Origin of the sequence: Halomonas sp. Ps84H-12, from assembly GCF_024124725.1 — a bacterium.
In the GTDB taxonomy this organism is placed as follows: Bacteria; Pseudomonadota; Gammaproteobacteria; order Pseudomonadales; family Halomonadaceae; genus Vreelandella; species Vreelandella aquamarina.
The window spans coordinates 19,733-44,459 of the sequence record NZ_JAMXSJ010000028.1 but is presented as its reverse complement, the minus strand read 5'-3'; the positions used below and the strand labels follow the sequence as shown (position 1 = coordinate 44,459).

At 58.4% G+C, this 24,727-nt stretch carries 17 protein-coding genes; 3 read left to right on the top strand and 14 right to left on the bottom strand.

What is annotated here, in order from left to right; translation table 11 throughout:
* Nucleotides 1-3: 3 nt before the first annotated feature.
* The 10 genes from NH344_RS13660 to pilM form a co-directional block, all read right to left on the bottom strand.
* On the bottom strand, nucleotides 4-1,659 hold the full coding sequence (locus NH344_RS13660) for a CTP synthase (protein ID WP_044628869.1): 1,656 nt from the start codon (nucleotides 1,657-1,659) through the stop codon (nucleotides 4-6).
* Between the two features lie 355 nt (nucleotides 1,660-2,014).
* A complete protein-coding gene (locus NH344_RS13655; RefSeq protein WP_253028016.1) occupies nucleotides 2,015-3,433 on the bottom strand; it encodes an FAD-dependent oxidoreductase in 1,419 nt (472 codons plus the stop codon).
* A 32-nt stretch (nucleotides 3,434-3,465) separates the two neighbouring features.
* Nucleotides 3,466-7,908: a glutamate synthase large subunit gene (gltB, locus tag NH344_RS13650; RefSeq protein WP_253028015.1), complete on the bottom strand. Its 4,443-nt coding sequence runs from the start codon at nucleotides 7,906-7,908 to the stop codon at nucleotides 3,466-3,468.
* A gap of 455 nt (nucleotides 7,909-8,363) precedes the next feature.
* On the bottom strand, nucleotides 8,364-9,467 hold the full coding sequence (aroB, locus tag NH344_RS13645) for a 3-dehydroquinate synthase (RefSeq protein ID WP_054641412.1): 1,104 nt from the start codon (nucleotides 9,465-9,467) through the stop codon (nucleotides 8,364-8,366).
* The gene (aroK, locus tag NH344_RS13640) at nucleotides 9,464-10,030 is read right to left on the bottom strand and encodes a shikimate kinase AroK (protein WP_062372331.1); all 567 of its coding nucleotides are present in this window, start codon (nucleotides 10,028-10,030) and stop codon (nucleotides 9,464-9,466) included. Before aroK ends, aroB begins: the two co-directional genes overlap by 4 nt.
* On the bottom strand, nucleotides 10,030-12,075 hold the full coding sequence (gene pilQ / locus NH344_RS13635; protein WP_089675483.1) for a type IV pilus secretin family protein: 2,046 nt from the start codon (nucleotides 12,073-12,075) through the stop codon (nucleotides 10,030-10,032). The genes aroK and pilQ overlap by 1 nt, the downstream gene beginning before the upstream one ends.
* 60 nt (nucleotides 12,076-12,135) lie before the next feature.
* The gene (locus tag NH344_RS13630) at nucleotides 12,136-12,654 is read right to left on the bottom strand and encodes a pilus assembly protein PilP (protein ID WP_089675482.1); all 519 of its coding nucleotides are present in this window, start codon (nucleotides 12,652-12,654) and stop codon (nucleotides 12,136-12,138) included.
* Nucleotides 12,651-13,298, bottom strand: coding sequence for a type 4a pilus biogenesis protein PilO (locus NH344_RS13625; RefSeq protein ID WP_089675481.1), 648 nt, complete (start codon nucleotides 13,296-13,298; stop codon nucleotides 12,651-12,653). The genes NH344_RS13630 and NH344_RS13625 overlap by 4 nt, the downstream gene beginning before the upstream one ends.
* A complete protein-coding gene (locus tag NH344_RS13620) occupies nucleotides 13,295-13,864 on the bottom strand; it encodes a PilN domain-containing protein (protein ID WP_253028014.1) in 570 nt (189 codons plus the stop codon). Before NH344_RS13620 ends, NH344_RS13625 begins: the two co-directional genes overlap by 4 nt.
* A complete protein-coding gene (gene pilM, locus NH344_RS13615) occupies nucleotides 13,861-14,922 on the bottom strand; it encodes a type IV pilus assembly protein PilM (protein WP_044628878.1) in 1,062 nt (353 codons plus the stop codon). Before pilM ends, NH344_RS13620 begins: the two co-directional genes overlap by 4 nt.
* A 193-nt stretch (nucleotides 14,923-15,115) precedes the next feature.
* Here pilM and NH344_RS13610 point away from each other — a divergent pair, with 193 nt between their 5' ends.
* Nucleotides 15,116-17,644, top strand: a complete 2,529-nt coding sequence (locus NH344_RS13610; protein ID WP_044628879.1) for a penicillin-binding protein 1A — start codon at nucleotides 15,116-15,118, stop codon at nucleotides 17,642-17,644.
* An 81-nt stretch (nucleotides 17,645-17,725) separates the two neighbouring features.
* Here the strand turns inward: NH344_RS13610 and NH344_RS13605 are convergent, their stop codons facing one another.
* From NH344_RS13605 to lhgO, 4 genes are all read right to left on the bottom strand, one after another.
* Complete coding sequence (locus NH344_RS13605; protein WP_044628880.1) at nucleotides 17,726-19,738, bottom strand: TRAP transporter permease; 2,013 nt, start codon at nucleotides 19,736-19,738, stop codon at nucleotides 17,726-17,728.
* 104 nt (nucleotides 19,739-19,842) lie between these two features.
* On the bottom strand, nucleotides 19,843-20,337 hold the full coding sequence (locus NH344_RS13600) for a DUF1850 domain-containing protein (RefSeq protein ID WP_044628881.1): 495 nt from the start codon (nucleotides 20,335-20,337) through the stop codon (nucleotides 19,843-19,845).
* 18 nt (nucleotides 20,338-20,355) lie between these two features.
* The gene (locus tag NH344_RS13595) at nucleotides 20,356-21,315 is read right to left on the bottom strand and encodes a TAXI family TRAP transporter solute-binding subunit (protein WP_044628882.1); all 960 of its coding nucleotides are present in this window, start codon (nucleotides 21,313-21,315) and stop codon (nucleotides 20,356-20,358) included.
* 131 nt (nucleotides 21,316-21,446) lie between these two features.
* Nucleotides 21,447-22,640, bottom strand: a complete 1,194-nt coding sequence (gene lhgO, locus NH344_RS13590; protein WP_253028013.1) for an L-2-hydroxyglutarate oxidase — start codon at nucleotides 22,638-22,640, stop codon at nucleotides 21,447-21,449.
* A 111-nt stretch (nucleotides 22,641-22,751) separates the two neighbouring features.
* Here lhgO and csiR point away from each other — a divergent pair, with 111 nt between their 5' ends.
* Together csiR and NH344_RS13580 are read left to right on the top strand one after the other, a co-directional pair.
* Entirely contained in the window at nucleotides 22,752-23,441 is a 690-nt protein-coding gene (csiR, locus tag NH344_RS13585) for a DNA-binding transcriptional regulator CsiR (RefSeq protein WP_044628884.1), read from the top strand.
* Between the two features lie 99 nt (nucleotides 23,442-23,540).
* Nucleotides 23,541-24,719 carry an acyl-CoA dehydrogenase gene (locus NH344_RS13580; protein ID WP_230834496.1) on the top strand — a complete coding sequence of 393 codons (1,179 nt, stop codon included), beginning with the start codon at nucleotides 23,541-23,543 and terminating at the stop codon, nucleotides 24,717-24,719.
* Nucleotides 24,720-24,727: the final 8 nt, after the last annotated feature.

Here is a 24,727-nt window from a genome sequence, read left to right as displayed (position 1 = left end):
CCTTTATTCCTGAGGTGCGGCGTGGGCACGGGTGCGTGCCGTTTTGTGTTCTAGTGCGGCATTGACGAAGCCCGAGAAGAGCGGATGACCGTCGCGAGGCGTCGAGGTGAACTCCGGGTGGAACTGACACGCCACGTACCAAGGGTGATCCGCCAGCTCGACGACTTCGACCAGCGACTGATCGACGCTCTTGCCCGAAATCACCAGGCCCGCAGCTTCCAGCTCATCAATGAACTGGTTGTTGACTTCGAAGCGGTGGCGATGACGCTCAACGATTTCGTCGGCACCGTACGCTTCGCGGGCTTTGCTGCCAGCGGCCAGATGGCACACTTGGCCGCCCAAACGCATGGTGCCGCCCAGGTCGGAGGCCGCGTCGCGCAGCTCGATCTTGCCTTCGGCATTGATCCACTCGGTGATCAACCCCACCACCGGGTGCTTGGTATCGTGGGTAAACTCGGTGGAGTTGGCGTCTTTCCAGCCAGCCACGTTGCGGGCGAACTCGATCACCGCTACCTGCATGCCTAGACAGATACCCAGGTAAGGGATGTTGTTTTCACGGGCAAACTGGGCGGTCAGAATCTTGCCTTCCACACCGCGCTCGCCAAAACCGCCGGGCACCAGAATGGCGTCTTTACCTGCCAGACGCTCGGTGCCGTGACGCTCGATGTCTTCAGAGTCGATGTAGTCGACGTTGACCTTGATGCGGCCCTGAATACCCGCGTGGATCAGCGCTTCGTTCAGCGACTTATACGCATCCAGCAGCTCCATGTACTTGCCGACCATGGCGATGCTGACCGACTTCAGCGGGTTCAGCTTGGCATCGAGTACCTTGACCCACTCCGACAGATCCGCAGGCTCAGCTTCTAAGCGCAGCTTGTCGCAGACGATATCGTCCAGGCCGTGCTCGTGAAGCATTAGCGGAATGCGGTAGATAGTGTCGGCGTCTTGCAGCGGCACTACCGCACGCTCTTCCACATTGGTGAACAGCGCAATCTTGCGGCGCTCGCTCTCCTCAAGCTCCACTTCGCTGCGGCAAATCAAAATATCCGGCTGGATGCCGATGGAGCGCAGCTCTTTTACGCTGTGCTGCGTCGGTTTGGTTTTGGTTTCGCCAGCGGTCTTGATGTACGGCACCAGGGTGAGGTGCATGTAAATGGCGCGGCTTGCGCCCAGCTCGCTGCGAATCTGACGAATGGACTCCAGGAACGGCAGTGATTCGATATCGCCAACCGTCCCGCCGATCTCCACCAGCGCCACGTCGAAGCCTTCGCCTCCAGCGTAGACGCGCTGCTTGATCTCATCAGTGATGTGCGGAATGACCTGCACAGTGCCACCCAGGTAGTCACCCCGGCGCTCTTTGCGTAGCACATGTTCGTACACGCGGCCGGTGGTGAAGTTGTTGCCCTGGGTCATTTTGGTGCGAATAAAGCGCTCATAGTGACCTAAGTCCAAGTCCGTCTCGGCGCCATCCTCGGTGACGAACACCTCGCCGTGCTGGAAGGGACTCATGGTGCCCGGGTCCACGTTGATGTACGGGTCGAGCTTGAGCATGGTGACCTTAAGGCCGCGGGCCTCGAGAATCGCCGCCAGCGAGGCCGACGCGATGCCCTTGCCAAGAGAGGACACAACGCCGCCGGTCACGAAGATATATCGTGTCATGGAAAACCTGTCGAAACGTGATCAAAAGGCGTAACAGAAAGCCACACCAGGATGGGACGACAGAATAGCAGAGTACGCCTTAAGGCTCAATTTGAAGTGAAACAGCGCCAGCTCTCGGTCGCGAGCTAAAGCTGCCTCCCACCCTAGCTATTGGCTACACATAACTAGCTACTGACTGTACATAAACAGTGGGAGGCCAATTGATCGGGCTAAAGGATGCCGATGCGCAGTTGCCCCAGAAGTAGGTCTGCGCGAGGGCGCTGTAAACCCATCCCTGGGCGCTACTTTTGTCATCCATGACAAAAGACCCTCGCTACGACCTACCCCTGGTGCTGTTCGGCATGGCATACACACTTTACACGCCTAGGTAATCCAGAATGCCCTCGGCCGCCTGACGCCCTTCATATATAGCGGTGACCACGAGATCGGAGCCACGCACCATATCGCCACCGGCAAAAATTTTCTCATTGCTAGTTTGGAAGGCGTACTGACCATGCTCAGGCGCTTTGACTAGGTCCCATTCGTTGACATCGATATTGGCGCTATCGAACCACGGTGCCGGGCTTGCCTGGAAACCAAAGGCCACCACGACCGCATCGGCCGCAATGATCTCTTCAGACCCCGGCACCACTTCAGGACGACGACGGCCGTTCTCATCCGGCTCGCCCAGGCGCGTGCGGACTACCTTCACACCCTCGACCTTATCTTCGCCCACTACCGCTACCGGCTGGCGGTTGAACAAGAACTCGACGCCCTCTTCCCGTGCGTTAGCCACTTCACGGCGCGAGCCCGGCATGTTCTCTTCATCGCGGCGGTAGGCACAGGTCACGCTGGCGGCGCGCTGACGAATCGAGGTGCGGTTACAGTCCATCGCGGTATCACCACCGCCCAGCACCACCACGCGCTTGCCTTCCATGGAGATAAAGTCGTTCGGGTCTTTCTCGAAGCCCAAGCGGCGGTTTACGTTGGCAATCAGGAAGTCCAGCGCCTTGTATACGCCAGGTAGATCTTCACCGGGGAAGCCACCCTGCATGTACTTGTAAGTACCCATGCCCAGGAACACCGCGTCGTACTCCTGCAGCAGCGTCTCGAACTCGATGTCGGTGCCGATTTCGGTATTCAGACGGAACTCGACGCCCATCTCCTCGAATACCGCACGGCGGCGTTCCATGACGTTCTTTTCCAGCTTGAATTCAGGGATACCGAAGGTCAGCAGGCCGCCAATTTCGGGGTACTTATCGAACACCACTGGCTTGACGCCGTTGCGCGCCAGAATGTCGGCACAGCCCAAGCCCGCAGGGCCTGCACCGACAATCGCGACTTTCTTATCGGTCCACACCACTTTGGACATATCAGGGCGCCAGCCCATGGCAAAGGCGGTATCGGTGATGTATTTCTCCACCGAGCCGATCGTCACCGCGCCAAAGCCATCGTTCAGGGTGCAATCGCCTTCACACAGGCGGTCTTGCGGGCACACGCGGCCACACACTTCCGGCAGCGAGTTGGTTTTGTGGGACAGCTCGGCGGCTTCAATAATGTTGCCTTCCACCACCAGCTGCAGCCAGTTGGGAATGTAGTTGTGTACCGGGCACTTCCACTCGCAGTAGGGGTTGCCGCAGTGCAAGCAGCGGTGCGCCTGGCTCGCCGCATCGGTGGGCTTGAACGGCTCGTAAATTTCCGCGAACTCTTTGGCCCGGGTGTGCGCAGGTTTTTTCTGTGGGTCTTTACGACCCACGTCGACAAACTGAAAATCGTTATTTAAACGGTTGGCCATGATCTCTCTCCTCGAAGCGTAGGCGCTGACGGTTATTGCGGCTGACGCCGAGACTGATCCAGCAGACTACCCAGGCTGGCCGCTTTTGGCTTCACCAGCCAGAAGTGGCGCGCGTAGTCGCTGAAGTCTTCCAGAATCGCCGCACCGCGTGCGGAACCCGTCGCGGCCACGTAGGCCTCGATCATCTCCCGCAGGTGGCGACGGTAGGCTTCCATCGCTTCGGTGTTGACCCGGTGAATCTCGACCAGCTCGTGGTTGTACTTATCCACGAAGCTACGATCTTCATCCAACACGTAGGCAAAACCACCGGTCATGCCCGCACCGAAGTTAACGCCGGTCTCACCCAGCACGCAGACCAAACCACCGGTCATGTACTCACAGCAGTGGTCACCCGCGCCTTCGATCACCGCCGTGGCGCCGGAGTTACGTACCGCAAAACGCTCGCCAGCGGTACCGGCAGCAAACAGCGTGCCACCCGTAGCCCCATAGAGGCAGGTGTTGCCGATAATGGCCGTTTTGTGGCTCTCGAACTGGCTGACCTTGGGCGGCACGATGACGATGCTGCCACCGTTCATGCCTTTACCGACGTAGTCGTTGGCATCGCCTTCCAGATAGAGGTTCAGGCCACGGGCGTTCCACACGCCGAAGCTTTGGCCCGCCACACCGATAAAGCGCGCCGTCACCGGTGCGGCTTCGAGCCCCTCTTCACCGTAACGCTTGGCAATGGCACCGGAGGTGAGCGCACCGACACTGCGGTCGCAGTTGGTGATGGTAAAATCGAACGTGCCGCCAGACTGAGACTCAATGGCCTCTTTCAGCGCCGCCAAGACTTCCTGGTTCTTGGCACCCGGGTCGTGAGGCACGTTGCGGCTCACTTCGCAGAACTGAGGCGCATCCGCAGGCACGAAGTCGTTCGCCAACAGCGGCATTAAATCCAGCTTGCGCTGTGATGCCGTATTGCCTTCCAGCACTTCCAGCAGGTCCGTGCGGCCAATCAGGTCGGTGAGCTTGCGAACGCCCAGCATGGCCATCAGCTCGCGTACTTCTTCGGCAATAAAGCGGAAGTAGTTCTTCACCATATCCACGGTGCCGCGGAAGTGCTCGCCGCGCAGGAAGTCGTCCTGGGTCGCTACACCGGTGGCACAATTGTTCAGGTGGCAAATACGCAGGTATTTACAGCCCAGCGCCACCATCGGCGCGGTGCCAAAGCCGAAGCTTTCGGCCCCCAGAATGGCCGCTTTGACGACATCAAGGCCAGTTTTCAGGCCGCCATCGGTTTGTAGGCGGATTTTGTCCCGCAGGCCGTTGATGCGAAGTGCCTGATGCACCTCCGGCAGGCCCAGCTCCCAAGGGGAACCGGCGTGCTTGATGGAGGTGAGCGGGCTAGCCGCGGTGCCGCCATCGTAGCCAGACACGGTGATCAAGTCCGCATAGGCTTTGGCGACGCCAGTGGCAATGGTGCCGATCCCTGGCTCGGAGACGAGTTTCACCGAGACCTGCGCGTCTGGGTTGACCTGCTTGAGGTCAAAGATCAGCTGCGCCAAGTCTTCGATGGAGTAAATATCGTGGTGCGGCGGCGGCGAAATCAACGTGACGCCGGGCACCGAGTAGCGCAAGCGGGCAATCAGCTGATTGACCTTGCCGCCTGGCAGCTGGCCGCCTTCACCGGGCTTCGCGCCCTGAGCCACCTTGATCTGCAGCACTTCGGCATTGACCAGGTAAGCTGGCGTAACACCGAAACGACCTGAGGCGATCTGTTTGATCTTCGAGCTGCGAATGGTGCCGTAACGGGCTGGGTCTTCGCCACCTTCACCGGAGTTGGAGCGACCACCCGCCTCATTCATGGCCTGTGCCAGCGCTTCGTGCGCCTCGGGAGAGAGCGCACCCAGCGACATACCGGCGCTATCAAAGCGCGGAATCAGCGCCTCAATGGGCTCGACCTCTTCCAGCGGCACCGGCGACTCGGAAGGCTTGAGCGTCAGCAGGTCACGAATGGTGGCCACCGGGCGCTCGTTCACCAGCTGGGCAAACTTTTTCCACTTGGCGTAGCTGCCTTCTTGCACGGCGGCTTGCAGCGATTTCACTACGTCCGGGTTGTAGGCGTGGTACTCGTGGTCATGCACGTACTTGAGCATGCCGCCTTGAGAGATCCCTTTGCGGGGAATCCACGCATCCTTGGCCAGCAGCTCCTGCTGCAGCTGCAGCTCGGCAAAGCCGGTGCCCTGGATACGCGAAGCCATGCCCACGAAGCAGGTCTCCATGACCTCATCCGACAGGCCCACGGCTTCGAACAGCATGGAGCCACGGTAGGAGGCCAGCGTCGAGATACCCATCTTCGAAAGAATCTTGAAGAGCCCCTTCTGCAGGCCTTTGCGGTAGTTCTCACGGGCATCCGCCGGATTGCCGGTCAGCTCGCCGGTGCGGTGCATATCCGCCATGACCTGATACGCCAGCCACGGGTAGACCGCCGTGGCGCCCACCCCGAACAGTACCGCCATCTGATGGGCATCGCGGGCGTAGCCAGTCTCGACCACGATGTTGGCATTGGGGCGCAGCGCCAGGCGGCCCAGGTGGGAGTGCACCGCACCCACGGCCAGCGCTGCCTGAATAGGCAGTTGGCCCTTGGGCAGTTCGGCATCGCTCAGCACCAGAATTACCTTGCCCGCCTTGACCTGCGCTTCGGCTTCCTGGCACAGCGCCACGATGGCTTGCTGGAGGCTGGTGCTTTCCGGGTCGTAGCCCAGCGGCAGCAAATGGCTGGCAAATGCCGGGTCGTCCTGACTCACCAGCGCAGTGAACTTGCGTGGCGACAGCACCGGCGTGGTCAAAATCAAGCGATGGGCGTGTTCCGGTGTGGCCTTGAAGACATTCAGCTCCGCGCCACAGCAGGTTTCCAGCGACATCACGATCGCTTCGCGCAGCGGGTCGATCGGCGGGTTGGTGACCTGAGCAAACTTCTGCCGGAAGTAGTCGGTGAGCAGGCGCGGGCGGCTCGACAGCACCGCCATCGGCGTATCATCGCCCATGGAGCCCACCGCCTCCTGGCCGCTTTCTGCCAGCGGACGCAGCACCTGGTCACGCTCTTCAAAGGTCACCTGAAACATCTTCTGCTGCACGTTCAGGGCGTCGGTATCCATGGTCTGGAATCGCGCCAGCTCGGTCAGCGCCGACTCCAGGTAGCTGGCTTCCTGCTTCAGCCAACGCTTGTAGGGGTAGGCGGACTTCAGGCGGTCATCGATGTCCTGGGTGTGCAGCACTTCGCCGGTGTGGGTATCCACGGCCAGCATCTGACCGGGGCCGACGCGGCCTTTTGCCACCACGTCTTCCGGCTGATAGCCGTAGGTGCCGATTTCCGACGCCAGCGTGATGTAGCCATTCTTGGTGATCACCCAGCGCGCCGGGCGCAGCCCGTTACGGTCCAGCATACACACGGCCTGACGGCCGTCGGTCATGACCACGCCAGCGGGGCCATCCCAGGGCTCCATGTGCATGGAGTTGTACTCGTAGAACGCCCGCAGCTCGGCATCCATGGTCTCCACGTTCTGCCAGGCAGGTGGCACCATCATGCGCACGGCGCGGTGTAGTTCCATACCGCCGGTCAGCAGCACTTCCAGCATGTTATCCATACTGGAGGAGTCGGAGCCGGTGGTGTTGACGATTTCGTCTAGTTTAGCGATATCCGGCAGACGCTCGTTGACGAAGTTCGCCTTACGCGAGTTCGCCCAGCCGCGGTTGGCTTCGATGGTGTTGATCTCGCCGTTGTGCGCCAGCAGGCGGAACGGCTGTGCCAACGGCCAGCGCGGTGCGGTGTTGGTCGAGAAGCGCTGATGGAAGACGCAGATGGCGGTTTCCAAGCGTGGGTCGTTCAGGTCTTTATAGAAGGCCGGCAAATCTTCCGGCATGACCAGGCCTTTATAGGAGACCACTTCGCTGGAGAGCGATGCCACGTAAAAGTCTTCGTCGCTGCGCAGCGCCTGCTCGGCGTAGCGGCGACCCATGAAAAGATCGACATCGAAATTGTCGCTGCTGCCGGGGGCAACGAACAGCTGCTCGATACGCGGCAGGCAGTCCAGCGCCATGGGGCCGCAGACACTCGAGTCCGTGGGCACTACGCGCCAGCCCAGCACGTCCAAACCGCGTGCGCTTAACTCAGCCACCAGCGTCTCTTTGGCTTTGGCGGCACGCGCATCGTCGTTGGGTAAAAACACCGACCCCACTGCGAAGCGCTCGCCCAGCTCTACATCGAGCGACTCTTTAGCAGCAGCACGCATGAACTGTGCGGGCATCTTTAGCAGCAGGCCACAACCGTCGCCGGTTTTACCATCTGCCGCGATGCCGCCACGGTGGGTCATGCAAGTCAGTGATTCGATAGCCGTTTTCAGCAAGTCGTGGCTGGCCTGCCCTTCCATGTGGGCAATAAGGCCAAAGCCGCAGTTATCGCGAAACTCGCCTGGCTGGTGAAGACCTCTATTCATGGGCGTGCCTCTAGTCAGCGTATTTTGTAAGCAGCGTTTTTATGGTATAATCACGGGTTTTTCTTTTTTTATGGCTCTTGTTACCCGCCCAAAATAGGGTGTTGTCCGCATTCGCTGCTGCGAGAAAAAGGTCGCTCAGCATAGCGATTTGCCACCGCGTAGCGCAATCGCTCGACACTCGCCAATCGTCAAAAACCCTCGCCAAATCCCGTAGTTGCACTACCGCTCAATAAAAAAATAGTTATACTTCAACGGCTTGCAGGCCAAAGAAACGGTATTTCAACGATCAATACAGAGCACTAGACTTTAGTCTAATTTTTACTAAAAACCCCATGCCGATAGCGCATAAGGCATACGGATATCACTAGTCAGCAGCCACTTCGGCGCTTTCTAGACAAACAAAACCCGCCTGTTTCGAGGCGGGTTTTGAGCGGGTGTGCTTACGGGTGATTCCCCTAGCCGCGCGGATAATCATCGAGTAGCTGTCTCAGTGTCTCGATAGGCGTGGCATCGCTAACGCAGGCATCGCCCAAGTCGTTCAGTAGCACCAGACGCAGACGCGCGTCCACGTTCTTTTTATCCAGCCGCATTCGTGTCAAGAAGTCATCCGACGACATGCCCGTTGGCGCGACCAGCGGAAGACCCGCGCTTTCAATCACCTTTTTCGTGCGCTCAAGCGCATCAGCGCTGATCCACCCAAGCTGATGGGAGAGCGTCGCTGCCATGGCCATACCTGCCCCCACCGCTTCACCGTGAAGCCAATTGCCATAGCCTTGATGCGCCTCAATGGCGTGGCCAAACGTGTGGCCAAGGTTCAGCAGCGCACGAACGCCCTGCTCGGTTTCATCTTCCGCCACAATATTGGCTTTGATTTGACAGCTTTTGGCAATGGCCTCTGCAACGATCTCAGGTTCAACGCGGCGCAGCGCCGTCATGTTTTGTTCTAGCCACGCTAAGAAAGCAGCGTCACGAATAAAGCCGTACTTCACCACTTCCGCAAGCCCTGCAGAAAGCTCTCGGGCAGGCAGCGTGGTCAGCGTGGCAATATCCACCACTACCGCTTTTGGCTGCCAAAACGCGCCAATCATGTTCTTACCCAGCGGATGATTAACACCGGTTTTGCCGCCCACCGAGGAGTCCACCTGGGAAAGCAGCGTGGTGGGCACTTGAATAAAGGCCACGCCGCGCTGATAGGAAGCAGCGGCATAGCCCACCATATCGCCAATCACACCGCCGCCAAGGGCAATGAGTGTGCAGCGGCGGTTAAAGCCGGCTTCCAGCAGCGCATCCCAAATGCGTCCTACCTGTTCGATGGTTTTGTACTGCTCGCCATCTGGCAGCACCACGGCACGCACGTCTAAATGCTCGGGTAAGCTAGAACGCAGCGTGTCTAAGTAGTGCGGCGCCACGGTTTCATTGGTAACGATCATGACTTGGCTACCGGCCAGATAGGGCACAAAACTGTCGGAGCGATTTAATAGCCCAACGCCAATATGGATGGGGTAGCTGCGCTCCCCCAGTTCAACGGTTAGCGTACGGTCATGGGCTAGCTCTGTCATTGAGATACCTTTTTATGTGGGGCGCTGGCGGTTTCTAACGGATCAATCAAGCGATGCACGCGGCGTAAAATTTCATTCACCACGGCACGGGGGCTACGGCGATCCGTACGTACCGTAATGTCGGAAGTAGCACGGTAGAGCGGATCACGGGCGGCGAACATATCGTTGAGCACCTGTTCGCGATTCGCGCACTGCAGCAACGGGCGGTTGCGATCTTTGGCGGTGCGTTTTAGCTGCTGCTCGACAGTGGTCATCAAGTACACCACTGTACCGCGATCGCGCAGCGCTCGGCGGTTCTCTTCCCGCAGCACCGCGCCACCGCCGGTGGCGACCACGACATCCGTGAGCTGGGTGAGCTCGTCAATCATCTGAATTTCACGCTGACGAAAGCCTTGCTCACCCTCCACGTCAAAAATCCAGGGTATATCGGCACCGCAGCGGTCTTGTATGGCGTGATCGCTATCGTAAAACGGGCGCGATAGTTCTCCCGCCAATAAGCGGCCTATCGTGCTTTTACCAGCCCCCATGGGGCCTATTAAGAAAAGATTGGGTAAATCCTGCATCAGCGAACCGCCAAACCATCATCAAGTAATCGTGGAGTGATAAAGACTAATAACTCTACCTTTTCATTGCTCTCTTCGGTATAGCGAAACAGCCTGCCCAGTATAGGAAGATCGCCCAGCAGCGGTGTTTTCGCTATTTGGCTCAGCTGTTCAGTGGTCAAAATACCGCCTAACACCACCGTCTGGCCATTATCGACCAGCACCTGGGTCTCGATTTGGTTGGTATCAATGGGCGGCTCGCCGCCGAACTCGCTCTCACGGAAGCTGTCGTTCTTGATTACCAAATCCATAATGATGCGGTTATCTGGGGTAATTTGCGGCGTGACCTCCAGCGACAGCTCCGCCTCCTTGAACTCGGTATCGGGGTTGCCCTGGGCATCGACACTCTGGAATGCCCGCTCCTCCCCTTGGCGGATCGTTGCGGTGCGCTGGTTGGCGGTAATCACCCGAGGCTGCGAAATGGTCTGGCTTTTGCCTTCGCTTTCAAGGGCGCGCAACTCAAGGTCGAGCAGAATATCCCCTGAGAGATAGCCAAAGCTGAAGCCCGTATCAGCCGCTGCCGTTGAGCCTAAGTCCACCGCCAGGCCACCTTGGGCACGGTTGAGGCCGCCAGGATTGATGTTGCGCGGCACGAACTGCCCGGCTTCGTTTTCCAGGAAGCCTCGGGTGCTGGAGACGCCCCAGTTCACCCCCAACTCTCGGGAAGCGCTATCACGGGCAATCACGATGCGCGCTTCGATCTGTACCTGACGCACCGCCACATCCAGCCGGACCAGCGTCCGCATAATATCGCGCACCTGTTCGGCCGTGTCTTGAATGAGCAGTGTGTTGGTACGCTGGTCAACGCTAACGCGGCCACGCTCAGTGAGCAGCCCAAAACCGTCACCACCACGCAACAGCTGTGCTAAATCTTCGGCCCGTGCGTACTTTATCTCGATGAACTCAGTCACCAACGGCGCCAAGATTTGCTGCTGGCTACGGGCCTCAATCTCTTGACGCTCAATCTCGGCCAGCTCACTGGCCGGCGCTACTACAATCACATTGCCCTGTTCACGGCTAGAGAGCCCTTGGCTTTGCAAAATCAGCGCCAGCGCCTGGTCCCAGGGCACATCGTTGAGGTTGAGCGTTACTCGCCCAGTAACACTATCACTGGCGACTAGGTTCAAGCCGGTAAACTCAGCCAGCGTCGCCAGCACGGCTCGCACCTCAATATCTTGGAAATTGAGGCTCAGACGGTCGCCGGTGAAGCTTTCTCCCTGCTGCGCGCGGTCCTGCTGAGAGGCTTGGCTCACCGGCTGTACTTCCACGGTGAGTGTTCGCCCGCTTTGCGATGAAATCATCGCGTAGGGGCCGTTCGTTTGCAGCTCAAGCAGGGTTTCCCGCTGGCCAGTGCGGGGGGTTATGCGAGTAATGGGGGTAGCAAAGTCGGTCACATCGTAAATTTGATTCAAGGAATCAGGAATATCTACGTCGCGAAGCTCAGCAATAACGCGGCCCTCACTCCCTTCCCGCACTTGCGTCACTACCCCTTCACGATCAAAAGAGACCAGCAAACGCCCTGCCCCATCAGCCCCCCGCTGGAAGTCGATATCCGTTACTTGCGGCCCTAGGGCAGTTTCCAGCTCGCTACTCATACCTGCGGGCGAGTTGTCATTCGCAGCGCTAATACTTTCAGGGCTTAGGGTGATGCGCAGCTGATCCCCTTCTATGCGAGAGGTGTAGTCCAGCGGCTCGCTCAGGTCGACCACTAGCCGTGTACGGCCATTGCCCTCCAACGCGGTAATACGCTCCACACCTGCGCTGTCTACGTTAATACGCCGCTGAGGCAAGCTGCTTTGGGTATCGGCTAGATCTAGCGCTAGACGCGGCGGAGTATTCAGCCGATAGCCGCGAAGCTCGGCAACGCCGCCGCTAAATTGCAATACCAGCTCCACCTCACCGCCACTGATTGAACGCACATCAAGGTCCGTTAGCACTGAACCCAGGGCAAAGGTGGGCATCAGGGCTAACAATGGCAGCGTAATTAGACGAAGCATGACGACCATAGCGTGTTATCCGATAACAAGTAAAAATACATAGGGCGCACCGTGCGATATGTGCTTAGCCTACTCATTCAGGGTGAGCGATGCCTGACGCTCCTGCCAACCCTGCAACTGATTAAAAATACGTTCGGTTATGCGTACTTCTTGCGGGCCAATCGCGGTGATATGCCCGTAGTTAGTGCCTAAATAGTTGCCTTCACGCACACTATAAACGCTGCCATCAGGGGCGCTAATCAACGCCACCTGCTTCCCGCCCATGCGCAATGTGCCAACTAAACGCAGCGCCTCCAGCTGAAACTCCTCTAGCGGCTCGGGGGTGCGCTGCTGATCCGGGGCGAGTGCACTCTCCATCACTGCTACCGTGCCGTTGGCACGAATGCTTTCTGGTGCTAAGAAGGGGCTTCGCACCTCGCGGTAACGGTAATCTACCGGCTGATACTCAGGAATCGTCGGTATAATCACCGGTGGCTGCCCTGCCGGTGTACGACGAATCTCTTCCATCACGGTATCTAACTGGCTCAGGTTGGCATCGCCACAGCCCGCTAACAGAACCACCGCTCCAATGCTAAGTAGACGCTTCATGGGGCGGGCTCCTTCCCTTCCACTGCTTCTATATAGCTATAGGTGCGTGCCAGCAGCGACATGCGCAGCGAGTCACCACTCTGCCCGGCAGGGGCTAGGGTTAAATCGTGCTGGGTCACAATACGCGCAAGCTGGCTAATATCGGCCACGAATTGCGCCAGCTCGTGATAGCCGCCACGCACCTGAATATCCAAAGGGTGCTCCACATAATGGGCGTTACGCACGATGGGCCGAAGACGAATCGTTTCGATACTTAGGTTATTGTTCACCGCCGCATCGCTAATACTATCCAGCAGTGAAGGAATCTCGGCACTGGTGGGCAGCATGGCACGCATAGTGGCCATTTGCTCCTCTAAGACCATTAGTTGGTCGCGTACCTCGGGCAAAAATGCCGCCTCAGAGACTTTACTGCGGTACTCACTCAGCAGGCGCATCTCTTGACGCTGCGCCGCTTCTAGCTCGGCGCGCTTTTCGCCCACCAGCCACCAACTTAATGCGCCAACGGCAATGACAAAGGCCAGCACCCCACATAGCGCTTTTAATAGCGCAGGCCACTCTCCCGCCTCTTTTACATCCAGCCCCTGCCAATCTACATCTTGCAGCTGCCGCCACTCACTCCGCCAGCGTTCACGCCCCCAGATCATGGCGCTTCCTCCTCAGCGGCGGCTTCTTCTACGACAGACTGTACCACGTCAAACTGGAACACTCGGCTGGTACCATCATCGCCACTGGCTACCTCAGAGAATTGTGGCACCCCTAACCCTGGCATGCTGGCGATTTGGCGCAGTTGATCCGATACCTGCCGCTCGCTGCCCGCCATGGCAGAAAAGCTAACCTGTTCACCACTGCGGGAAAGGCGCTGATACACCACGCCATCCACCACGCTGGCAGCAATATTATTGAACAACTGTACAATGCCTATCCGCTCGGCTTGCAGGGTTTGAAACAGCGTTAATTGCTCACCCAACCGGGCTGCGGTTGCTTGATAGCGCTGCACATCGGCGATTTCGTTATTCAAGCGCTCAATGTGGTTCGTGATATACGCATTGCGCTGCTGCTGAGCTGATAACTGCTGCTGATAAATTTGCAAGACACCCAGCCCTAAACCAATACCCGCTAAGAACATCATCACGACTACCCCATAAAATCGGCGTGTACGCTTTTCACGGCGTGCTTCCCGCCAGGGCAGCAAATTGATCTTGATGCTCATAACCCAACCCTCATCGCCAAACCACCAGCGGTGAGCATGGCCGGTGCATCATTGGTTAGGCCTTCAATATTAAGGCGTTTATTCACACGCATACGCTGGAACGGGTTGGCAATCGTCACCGACATACCGCTATCTTCTGAAATACGTTCGGCAAGGCCGGGAATAACGCTTGAACCTCCCGCTAATACAATGTGTTGCACCTCATGCTGGCGAGCAGCGGTGTAATAAAGCTGCAGCGAGCGACCTACTTGCTGTACCACGGTTTCCAAAAACGGATTCAGCACTTTCTCGTGATAGTCATCCGGTAGGCCGCCGTACTTTTTGGCAAAGCCGGCCTCTTCGTTACTCAAAGAGTAATGGTCGCGAATCGCGTCGGTGAGCTGGCGACCGCCAAACACCGTGTCCCGGCTGTAGACGATGTGACCTCCACGCACCACGTGGAAGGCGTTCATGTTCGCACCAATATCCACTAGCCCTACGCAGGCGTTGGGATCGCTGTCGACGTTGAGCTGACGACGCAGCTCGGCCAGCGAGCGCTCCATGGCGAAGGTTTCCACATCCACCGCCGCAGGCTCAAGACCTGCGCGCTCTAAGGTTTCTGTGAGTTGTGAGACACCCTGCTGGCGGCACGCCACCAAAATAACCTGCTGCTGCTCTTCATCAAAGGGCGCGGGGCCTAGGCAATGGAAATCGAACGCTACCTCGCTGAACGGAAACGGAATATGCCGGTCAGACTCAGCAATGATGCGCTCCTCTATTTCATCTTCGCTAAGCGAAATGGGAAACTGGAGCGTTTTGGTAATCGCGGCGCTGGCCGGAACGGCCACGGCGGCTTTGCGCGTCGAGGGTTTGGCATGCTCAACGGCGCGACTAAGCACATTGGCGACATCGTTCATGTCACGAATACGGCGCTCGACTACCGCGCCTTCGCGAAGCGGGCGCACGGCGTAGCTCTCAACTTGATAGTTGTCGTTGCACTGTTTAAGTTCAAGTAGCTTGACGGTGGCCGAGGTAATATCGACACCAATCAACCCTTTACTGGGTTTTAGTAAGCGCATGCTGACTCCGGCTCCGCCTGCCTATCGTGCGAGTTTCGAGGTTACATGATTTTTAGTTAAGGCACACGCCAATGCCTCTACGCCATATCAACACTGGTGGCCGCTGCCTCCCCTTCCTATAATGGCAGCCACTTGCGCGCCATGGCGTTAATACTGCCCTGGCTACTCCTCTTTTCACGGGTGCCCACTGTTCATGACGTTTTTACGAACTCTTGTGTTGTCACTATTTTCGCTGGTTGTTACGCTCTCAGGCGCGGTCATACTGGCGGTGATTGGTGCCGCTATCTACTTCTCGCCGGGACTGCCCGACGTTCGCCAACTGCAGGATTTTGAACTGCACACACCGCTGCGTATTTTCACCAACGACGGCAAGCTGATTGGCGAATTCGGCGAAGAGCGCCGCATGGCGATCGACTTCGACGAGATCCCCCAGGATATGATTAATGCGCTGATTGCGGCAGAAGATGCCAGCTATTTTGACCATGCCGGCGTCGACCCTCGCGGTCTAGCACGGGCGGCGGTGGAGCTAGTACAGAGCGGTGGTACCATTCAGTCGGGCGGCTCGACCATTACCATGCAGGTCGCGCGTAACTACATGCTGACCCTGGACCAGACCTTCACACGTAAAATCCGCGAGATTCTGCTAGCCCTGCAGATGGAGCAGATCCTCGATAAAGAGGAGATTTTCGAGCTTTACGTCAACAAAATCTTCCTGGGTAACCGCGCCTACGGCATTGCTGCCGCCGCCGAGACTTACTATGACAAGCCGCTTGCCGAGCTGAGCCTGGCCGAAACCGCCATGATTGCTGGGCTACCCAAAGCGCCTTCTGCCTTTAACCCACTGGCGAACTCTGAGCGCTCGCTGATCCGTCGTAATTGGATTCTGTTCCGTATGCGCGAGCTTGGTTATATCGATAACGATATCTACCAAAATGCCGTGCAAGAGCCGGTCACCGCTCGCCGTCATTACACCCAAGCCGAAGTGGACGCGGCCTATGTGGCAGAGATGGCTCGCCAGTATGCCATTGAGCGCTTTGGCGATGACGCCTACACCGGCGGCTACCGTATTTACACTACGATTGATAGCGAGCTGCAGCCGTTTGCCCGCCAAGCACTGGCCAACGGCTTGATCGAGTACGACCTACGCCACGGCTGGCGCGGCGCCGAGCAAGAGGACATTGCCCCCAGCTTGGTCGAAGCCCAAGAGCAGACCACTACCCAGGGTTTGGAAGAGGAGCTATCTGAGTCGCCTGAAATTCGCCAGACCGCTCGTCAGGCCGCCCAACGTAGCCAAACAGAAGTCGAAGGCGTCGATGGCGACGTGAGCAACTGGCTTCAAGTACTGGAGCGCACGCCCAACTATGGCCTGCTGCGTCCCGCCATCGTGGTTGAAAGCAGTGGCCGCGAAATGCAGGTACTCACCCGTGGTGGTGAACTGCACACCATCGCCTGGAGCGGCTTGAGCTGGGCGCGCCCCTACCTCAGCCCGCGCAGCCGAGGTGCCGAACCCAGCAGCGCCAGCCAGATTGCCGAGCGTGGCGACCTGATTCGTGTCATTGAGAATGACGACGGCTCCCTGCGTCTCTCTCAACGCCCGGATGCCGAAGGCTCGCTGGTGGCGCAAGATCCGCGCACCGGTGCCATTCTGGCGCTGCAGGGCGGCTTCGACTTCAACGCGAGTAAGTTCAACCGCGCCGTGCAAGCCCAGCGTCAGTCCGGCTCGATCTTCAAGCCGTTCATTTATCTCGCCGCCCTACAAGATGGCGAAATGAACGCAGCGAGCGTGGTCAACGACGCGCCGGTGGTATTGGATGATGGCAGCGATTCACTATGGCGCCCAGTCAACTCAAGCCGCGATTTTCAAGGCCCGATGCGCCTGCGCCCTGCGCTTGCTCGCTCGCGCAATCTCGTCACGATTCGGGTTCTGCAAACCATGGGGCTGGACCATACAATCAACTACCTAGAAGGTTTTGGATTTGCCCCTAGCCGTCTACCGCGCGGTTTATCCCTTGCCTTGGGTAGTGCCAGCTTGACCCCCATGGAGATGACCAACGCCTATTCGGTGATTGCAAACGGAGGCTTCCAAGTCGCACCCTGGTTTATCGAGCGGGTGACCCGCGATGACGATAACGAAGTGATTGATGAAGCAACTCCACAAGTTGCTTGCCCAAGCTGTGCTGATGGCCAGGAGACCGTTGAAATCGACGGTAAAGAGTATCCGGTTGCGCCACGAGTGGCCGACGCGGCAGCAGTATATATTCTGCGTGACATGCTGCGCGACGTCATTACCTCCGGTACAGGCCGAGGTGCGCTGAGCCTGAACCGTGAGGATATCGTCGGTAAAACCGGTACGACCAATAGCCAGCGAGACGCCTGGTTTGCCGGTTTCAACAGCAATCTCGTCACCACGGTGTGGGTCGGTAAAGACAGCAACGACACCATTGCCGAGTATGGCGCGAATGCCGCGCTACCCATTTGGATCGACTTCATGGGCAATGCGCTCGAAGGAACCCCCTCTGCACTGCCAGAGCGTCCCGACACCATCGTCACCGCACGGGTGGACCAGGAGACAGGCCGTCGTTTACACGATGACCAACCGGGCGGCATGACCGAGCTGTTCCACAGAGACCATCTACCGGATTTCCAGCCTCGGCGCATTAGCCAAGAGCTCGAGGAAGCCAGCGGCTCGCAAGGATCTGGCACGGCAGAGTCGATTTTCTAAATACGAACCGACGCTAAAACGTAAAAGCCCGGGAACGAATGTTCCCGGGCTTTTTTGGTGCTACTTTTCTTCTGGGCAAAATCAACCGGCCACCGGCGTTGCCTCCCGTTTGCTCGCCTGCCAGTTAGCGGCGATGGCTACGACCATGACCGTGACTCCGGCCACCTCCGTCCACAAGCTTGGATAGAACACACCGACGATGGCACCACCAATGGCCAAACGAGGCAGCCAAGACATACGCGTGAACAGGTAGCCTTCTAGCGAGGCCGCGAACGCACATAGCGCCAGTAGCGCGATGACTGCATTCCATACCACCACGAGTACCGGCCCGCCAATGATGATCTCCGGATTGAAGACCATAAACAGCGGAATCAGGTAGAGGCCTTTGGCAAACTTCCACGCTTGGAAGCCCGTCTCCATAGGTTTACTGCCCGCAATCGCCGCCCCAGCAAAGCCTGCCAAGGCGATGGGCGGCGTGACGTTGGAGTCCTGGGAGTACCAAAAAACCACCAAGTGAGCGATCAACAGCGGCACACCGAACTCGGCGGTCAGCGCCGGGCCCACCAGCACGATCAGAACGATGTAGCTGGCAGTGACCGGTAACCCCATCCCCAAAATTAGGCTCGCCAACAACACCAACAGCAGAGCCAGCACCAGGTTGCCACCGGAGAACGCCAGCATCATGGAGGAGAACTTCAGACCCAGACCAGTCAAACCGACCACGCCAACGATGATACCGGCGACAGCGCAAGCCATGGAGACCGCCACGGCATTGCGCGCGCCCAACTCCAACCCCTGGACCAGCTTCACGAGCCCTGCCCACACGACCGCTTTCGTGCGCTCGACCGTGACCGGCTGCCCCTGTTTGGGTGCCACGAAGAAGTACCATAACGCATAACGCAAGACAGCCACCGCCACCATGGTGATGACTGCGTAATACCCCACGCGCATGGGCGACATGCTCATGGCCAGTAGCCACACCAGCACCGCCAGCGGTAGCAGGAAGTGCCAGCCATCTTTCATGACTTGGCGCATTTGGGGCAGCTCGCTCTTGGCCATGCCCTGCATGCCTTGTTTCAAGGCAATGATGTGGACGAACAGATAGACCGTGGCAAAGTACATGATCGCCGGCAGAATGCTGATTTTGACGATCTCTAAGTAAGGCGTATTGGTATATTCGGCAATCAAGAAGGCGCCTGCGCCCATCAGCGGCGGCATGATTTGCCCGCCGGTGGAAGCGGCGGCTTCGATGCCCCCCGCCTGCTTCGGCTGGTAGCCCAGTTTCTTCATCAGCGGAATGGTGAACGCGCCGGTGGTGACCACGTTGGCAATGGCGCTGCCCGAAATCGACCCCATACCCGCCGAGGCCAGAACGGCCGCTTTGGCCGGACCGCCGCGCTGGCGTCCAGTAGCGGCGTAAGCCATATCGATGAAAAACTTACCGGCACCCGTGCTTTCCAGAAAAGCACCGAAGAGCACAAAAATGAAGATATAGGTAGCGGCAACTCCCAGCGGCAGGCCGAAGATGCCTTCTTGGCCCAGATAAAGCTGGCCCGCTACGCGGTCAAGGCTATAGCCACGGTGCTCCATGATGCCGGGCATCCACTCGCCCAGCCAGGGAAGCTCCCCACGGGGGCCGGCAAACGCATAAACGATAGCGATTAAGCCAATCACCGTCATACCAAAACCCACCGCGCGGCGGCTGGCCTCGAGTACAGTGACCGTGGCAATACAGGCAACCAAAATATCGGTCTGGTTCCAGAACCCGGCGCGACTGAAGATGGCATCCAAGTTGAACACCAAGTAGCCACCCGTGATCAGCGCACCGGCAAAGAAGACCAGGTCGATTCCCCAGCCCACGATGCCGCGCTTACGGTTTGGCCCAAAGGCCGGAAACATCAAAAATGCCAATAGCATGATCAGCGCTAGGTGAATGCTGCGCTGATAAAATAGGCCCAGCGGCTGAATACCCGCCGAGTAGAGTTGGAATAACGACAGTCCCACCGCCACGATGGTGATACACCATAAAACGAAGCGGGGTTGAATCGCATTGCCGCCCGGCATCACAGTCGGCGGTGGCGTGGATTCGTTCATGAAGTCCTCGGAAGCATAAGCTAACTTAGGGGGTTAACACCCACTTAATTTTTATGAAAAGCGACATCGATCGGCGCACTTATGAGGTGTTTGACTAACGACAATCAACGCGATGACAAGGCTATCGTGACGCGTTGGCCAGCCGCTCGCTCACTCAGGCTCACGGTGGGATGCTCGCCATCCGGCCACATGACGCGGTGATTGACGGCCGTCGAGCCAACCCGTAGCACGTAGCGATTATTCGTCACCGGCTCGTTAATCGCATTGATCCAGTACCCGCCCTCACCGTCGGATACCTGCTCACCACGCCCGTAAATATGCCCAAGCCCTGCGGCAAAATCCGGCTGGTGGCTACGCTCTAGCTGCATGATGCCACCCGCGTTGCGGTAACAGTCCAACACCGTAAAGTGCTCGACAGAGTGCTGCCACTGGATGCACCAGCGGCTGCCCTGCGGCGCGGCTGCATCTACGAGCGTGTCGCCCTGCTCGGTCACGACCCGCAGATGCCAAGACGCAGTCGCCGAAGCGGGGGAGGCCCCCGCTTCGGCGAACAAACCACTCATCAGTAAGAGCGCCATCAGTCGTCGTTGCCACTGCATGGCACGGCTCCTAATGGGTTATGGACGCAGACGGTCCGGGATCTCAGCGCCAACTTCTTCGAAGTAGCGAAGCGCGCCCGGATGCAGCGGTACCGGCGTAGAGTTCATGGTGAACTCGATGGTGGTGTCGTTAGCCGCTGGGTGAACAGCAATCAGCTCATCGGTGTTTTCGAACAGCAGCTGAGTCAACTGGTAGGCCAGCTCTTCATCCATATCGGCGTTGACGACCAGCACGTTAGGGATGCCGATGGTCTGTACCGCCTCGTCCATGCCGTCGTACATGCCTGCGGCCAGTTCATAAGGCGCAAACACCGCTTCCACTTCCTGAGCGTTGGCAATCTCTTCATCGGACAGGCCGATCAGGCGAATATCGCGGGTGGCAGCAAGGTTGAGAATCGAGCTAGTGGGCGGGCCAACGCTCCAGAAACCGGCATCGATATCGCCATCACGAATCGCGTCAGCGGTTTCGTTGAAGTTCAGGCGCTGAGGAGTGAAATCTTCATAGTTGACGCCGTTGGCTTCTAGCAGAGCACGGGCGTTCAGCTCGGTGCCGCTACCCGGTGCGCCTACAGAGACACGCTTACCGGCTAGGTCCGCAATGCTCTGAATGTCAGACTCTGCCAGGGTGACCAACTGCACAGCATTGGGATACACAGACGCGAGCGCGCGGGTGTTCTCGATCTGGCGGCCATCGAAATCGCCGGTACCGGTATACGCCTGATAAGCAGTATCTGCCAGCACTAGTGCTAGGTCGGCATCGCCGCGCATGATCAGCCCCATGTTCTCGACGGAAGCGCCGGTCACTTCGGCGGTCGCCTGAGCGCCATCGATATGGTTGTTGATCATTTCGGCAAAGCCACCACCGATCGGGTAGTAAACGCCGCCGGTACCGCCGGTCGCGATGGAGAGCTGCTGAGCGCTGGCGGGCAGAGCAGCCGCCATCATGGTCGCTGCAACGGTATATTTTAGTTTTTTCATTGGAATTGCCTCCGTCCTGCTTGGACTTATTGATTATGGTTGACGTAAAGGAGGTAAGGAGCCAGTTTCTCGCCGCCGTCAGCGGCGCCGAGAACGGTATTTAAACGTTAGCACGGCAGTCGCGTTAGATACTAATCCAACAACGTTTTCACCTGCTCCACGATATGCGCACCAATGGGTAGCGCCGAGGTCGCCGCAGGCGATGGCGCATTGCCCACGTTGACCGTGCGCGGAGTATTTACGAACAGGAAGTCATCCACCAGCCGACCATCGTTGGAGACCGCCTGAGCGCGTACGCCCGCCGGGTAAGGGGTCAAATCCTCCAGGGTCAGGCTCGGGCAGTACTTGCGTACCAGCTCCAGATAGCCGCGCTTGTAGAGCGAGTTTTTCATCTCCACCAGCCCAGGCTTGAGATGCTTGCCCAGCACTTTCAGGATGCCTGGGTGGCTGAACATCTGCCCCATATCGCGTAACGACATGTCCTGCTTGCGATACCCTTCGCGCTTGAGCGCCAGCACCGCATTGGGCCCAACGGTGACCGTCCCGTCGATCATGCGGGTCAGGTGAACACCCAAAAAAGGCATGGCAGGGTCGGGAATCGGGTAGATCAGGTGGTTGACGATGCGGTTGTGGCGCTCGGGAAGCAGGTAGTATTCGCCACGGAAGGGGCAAATCGTAAATCCAGGATCTTTGCCCAGCATGCGGATGACGCGGTCCGCCATTAAGCCCGAACAAGAGACCAAATAGCGGCCGGTAAACGTTTCCTGCTGAGTGGTCACCACGACCTCATCAGCCCGCTCCTCAAGGCCGGTGACGCAGTGGTCAAAGCGGATCTCACCGCCAAGGCGCGTGAACTCTGCCGCCATGGCGCGGGTGACTTCAGCGTAATTCACAATACCGCTAGAGGGCACGAAAATACCCGCTACGCCGGTGATATTGGGCTCGCGCTCCTTGAGTGCCTCGGCCTCTAGCCATTCACGCTCCAGACCGTTGGCCGCCGTGCGCTCCCAGAGCGCTTCCATACGCTGCTTTTCCAGCGGGTTGGTGGCCACCAGCAGCTTGCCGCAAATGTCGTAGCGCACGCCGTGCTGGTCGCAGAATTCACGGGTGGCGCGATTGCCTTCCAGGCAAAACTTCGCTTTCAGGCTTCCCGGCGTGTAATACACCCCGGCATGAATCACGCCGCTGTTATGGCCGGTTTGATGCTGAGCGGGGCCTGCTTCCTTTTCCAACACCAGCAAGCGTTTGTCCGGGTAGGCCTGTTGCAGCTGCATGGCGGTGGAAAAGCCCAGTATGCCGCCGCCGACAATGATGAAATCCCACATGAATGTCGTTACCTGTGCCAAATTTTCAAAATTTATTGATAATAGCCGTTATTCTACGTTGACCGCCACACCCCTACATTGGTCTAAGCCACACTGATCCAAGGAGTCCCTATGGAGCACGATGCACCGCGCCAGAACCTAGCGATTAGCGCTTACCACGCGCTCAAGCAGGACATCATTCGTGGCCGCTATGCCCCCGAAGAGAAGCTCTTGATGAGCCGTTTGAAAGAGTATTACGGCGTGAGCACCGGGCCGCTGCGTGAAGCGCTGTCACAGCTGGTCGCCGACCGGCTGGTCGTGGCCATCAGCCAACGGGGCTACCGGGTGGCCGCCATGTCGCTGGCCGAACTGAACGATATCTACGACGCTCGCGCTCAGTTGGAAGGGCTGATTTTGCGCCTCGCCATCGAACGTGGCGACGACGACTGGGAAGCCAACGTGCTGGCCACGGCACACCGGCTAGCCAAAGTCACCGGCGTCAGCTCCCCCGACGAGCTGCTGGATGGTTGGGATTTGCGCCACAAGGCGTTCCATACCGCCATTGCCAGCGGCTGCAACTCCCCCCACCTGCTGCAGATGCGCGACACCCTGTTTGATCAGGTAGAGCGCTATCGCCACCTGTGGCTGCAAGAGACCGTCATGTCGCCCCAGGCGCTGGACATCAAGCGCCAGGAGCACGCTGCGCTGGTCGACGTCATTCTCGCCCGCAATGCCGAGCAGGCCGCTAACCTGATGCGCGACCACCTGATGACCCCGGTGCCTATCATCACACGGGTACTGCAATCCCGCGGCATCGATTGAATGCCAGGTGATTAAATTCTGCGTTTTAAAAAAATGTAGAAATTTTTAAATAACGGCGATACATTGAGCTCAACACGATCATCTTTCGGAGTTCACGCCATGACACGCTTCAACTGGGACGACCCGCTTCTGCTGGAAAGCCAGCTCACCGACGAAGAGCGCCAGATCCGCGATGCGGCCCACGACTACTGCCAGGAAAACCTGCAGCCACGTGTGCTGAGCGCCTTCCGCGAAGAGCGTTTCGACCGCGAGATCATGAACGAGATGGGCGAGCTGGGTCTGCTAGGTGCCACGGTTTCCCCGGAATACGGCGGCGCGGGCGTCAACCACGTGGCTTATGGCCTGATCGCCCGTGAAGTGGAGCGTGTCGATTCTGGCTACCGCTCGGCCATGAGCGTGCAGTCATCGCTGGTAATGTACCCCATCGAAGCGTATGGCTCCGAAGAGCAGAAACACAAATACCTGCCCAAGCTTGCCAGCGGCGAGATGGTGGGCTGCTTCGGCCTGACCGAACCCGACCATGGCTCCGATCCGGGCTCCATGATCACCCGTGCGGAAAAAGTCGATGGTGGCTACCGCCTGACCGGCGCGAAAATGTGGATCACCAACAGCCCGATTGCCGATATCGCGGTGGTCTGGGCCAAGTCCGCTGCCCACGATAACCAGATCAAAGGCTTCATCGTCGAGCGTGGTACCGAAGGCTTCTCCACCCCGAAAATCGAAGGCAAAGTATCGCTGCGTGCCTCTATCACCGGCGAGATCGTGCTGGACAACGCTTTCGTTCCCGAAGAGAACCTGCTGCCTAACGTGAGCGGCCTGAAAGGCCCCTTCGGCTGTTTGAATAAAGCCCGCTACGGCATCGCTTGGGGCGTGATGGGCACCGCTGAGTTCTGCTGGCACGCCGCCCGCCAATACACTCTGGACCGCAAGCAGTTTGGCCGCCCGCTCGCCGCCAACCAGCTCATCCAGAAGAAGCTGGCCGACATGCAGACCGAAATCACCCTGGGCTTACAAGCCGCCCTGCAGGTGGGCCGCCTGATGGACAGCGGCAACTGGGCGCCGGAAATGATCTCGCTGATCAAACGCAACAACTGTGGCAAAGCGCTGGATATCGCCCGCGTTTCCCGCGACATGCACGGCGGTAACGGCGTGTCTGACGAGTATGGCGTCATTCGTCACATGGTGAACCTGGAGTCCGTGAATACCTACGAAGGTACCCACGATGTGCACGCCCTGATTCTGGGCCGCGCGCAAACCGGCATTCAGTCGTTCTTCTAACGTCGTCA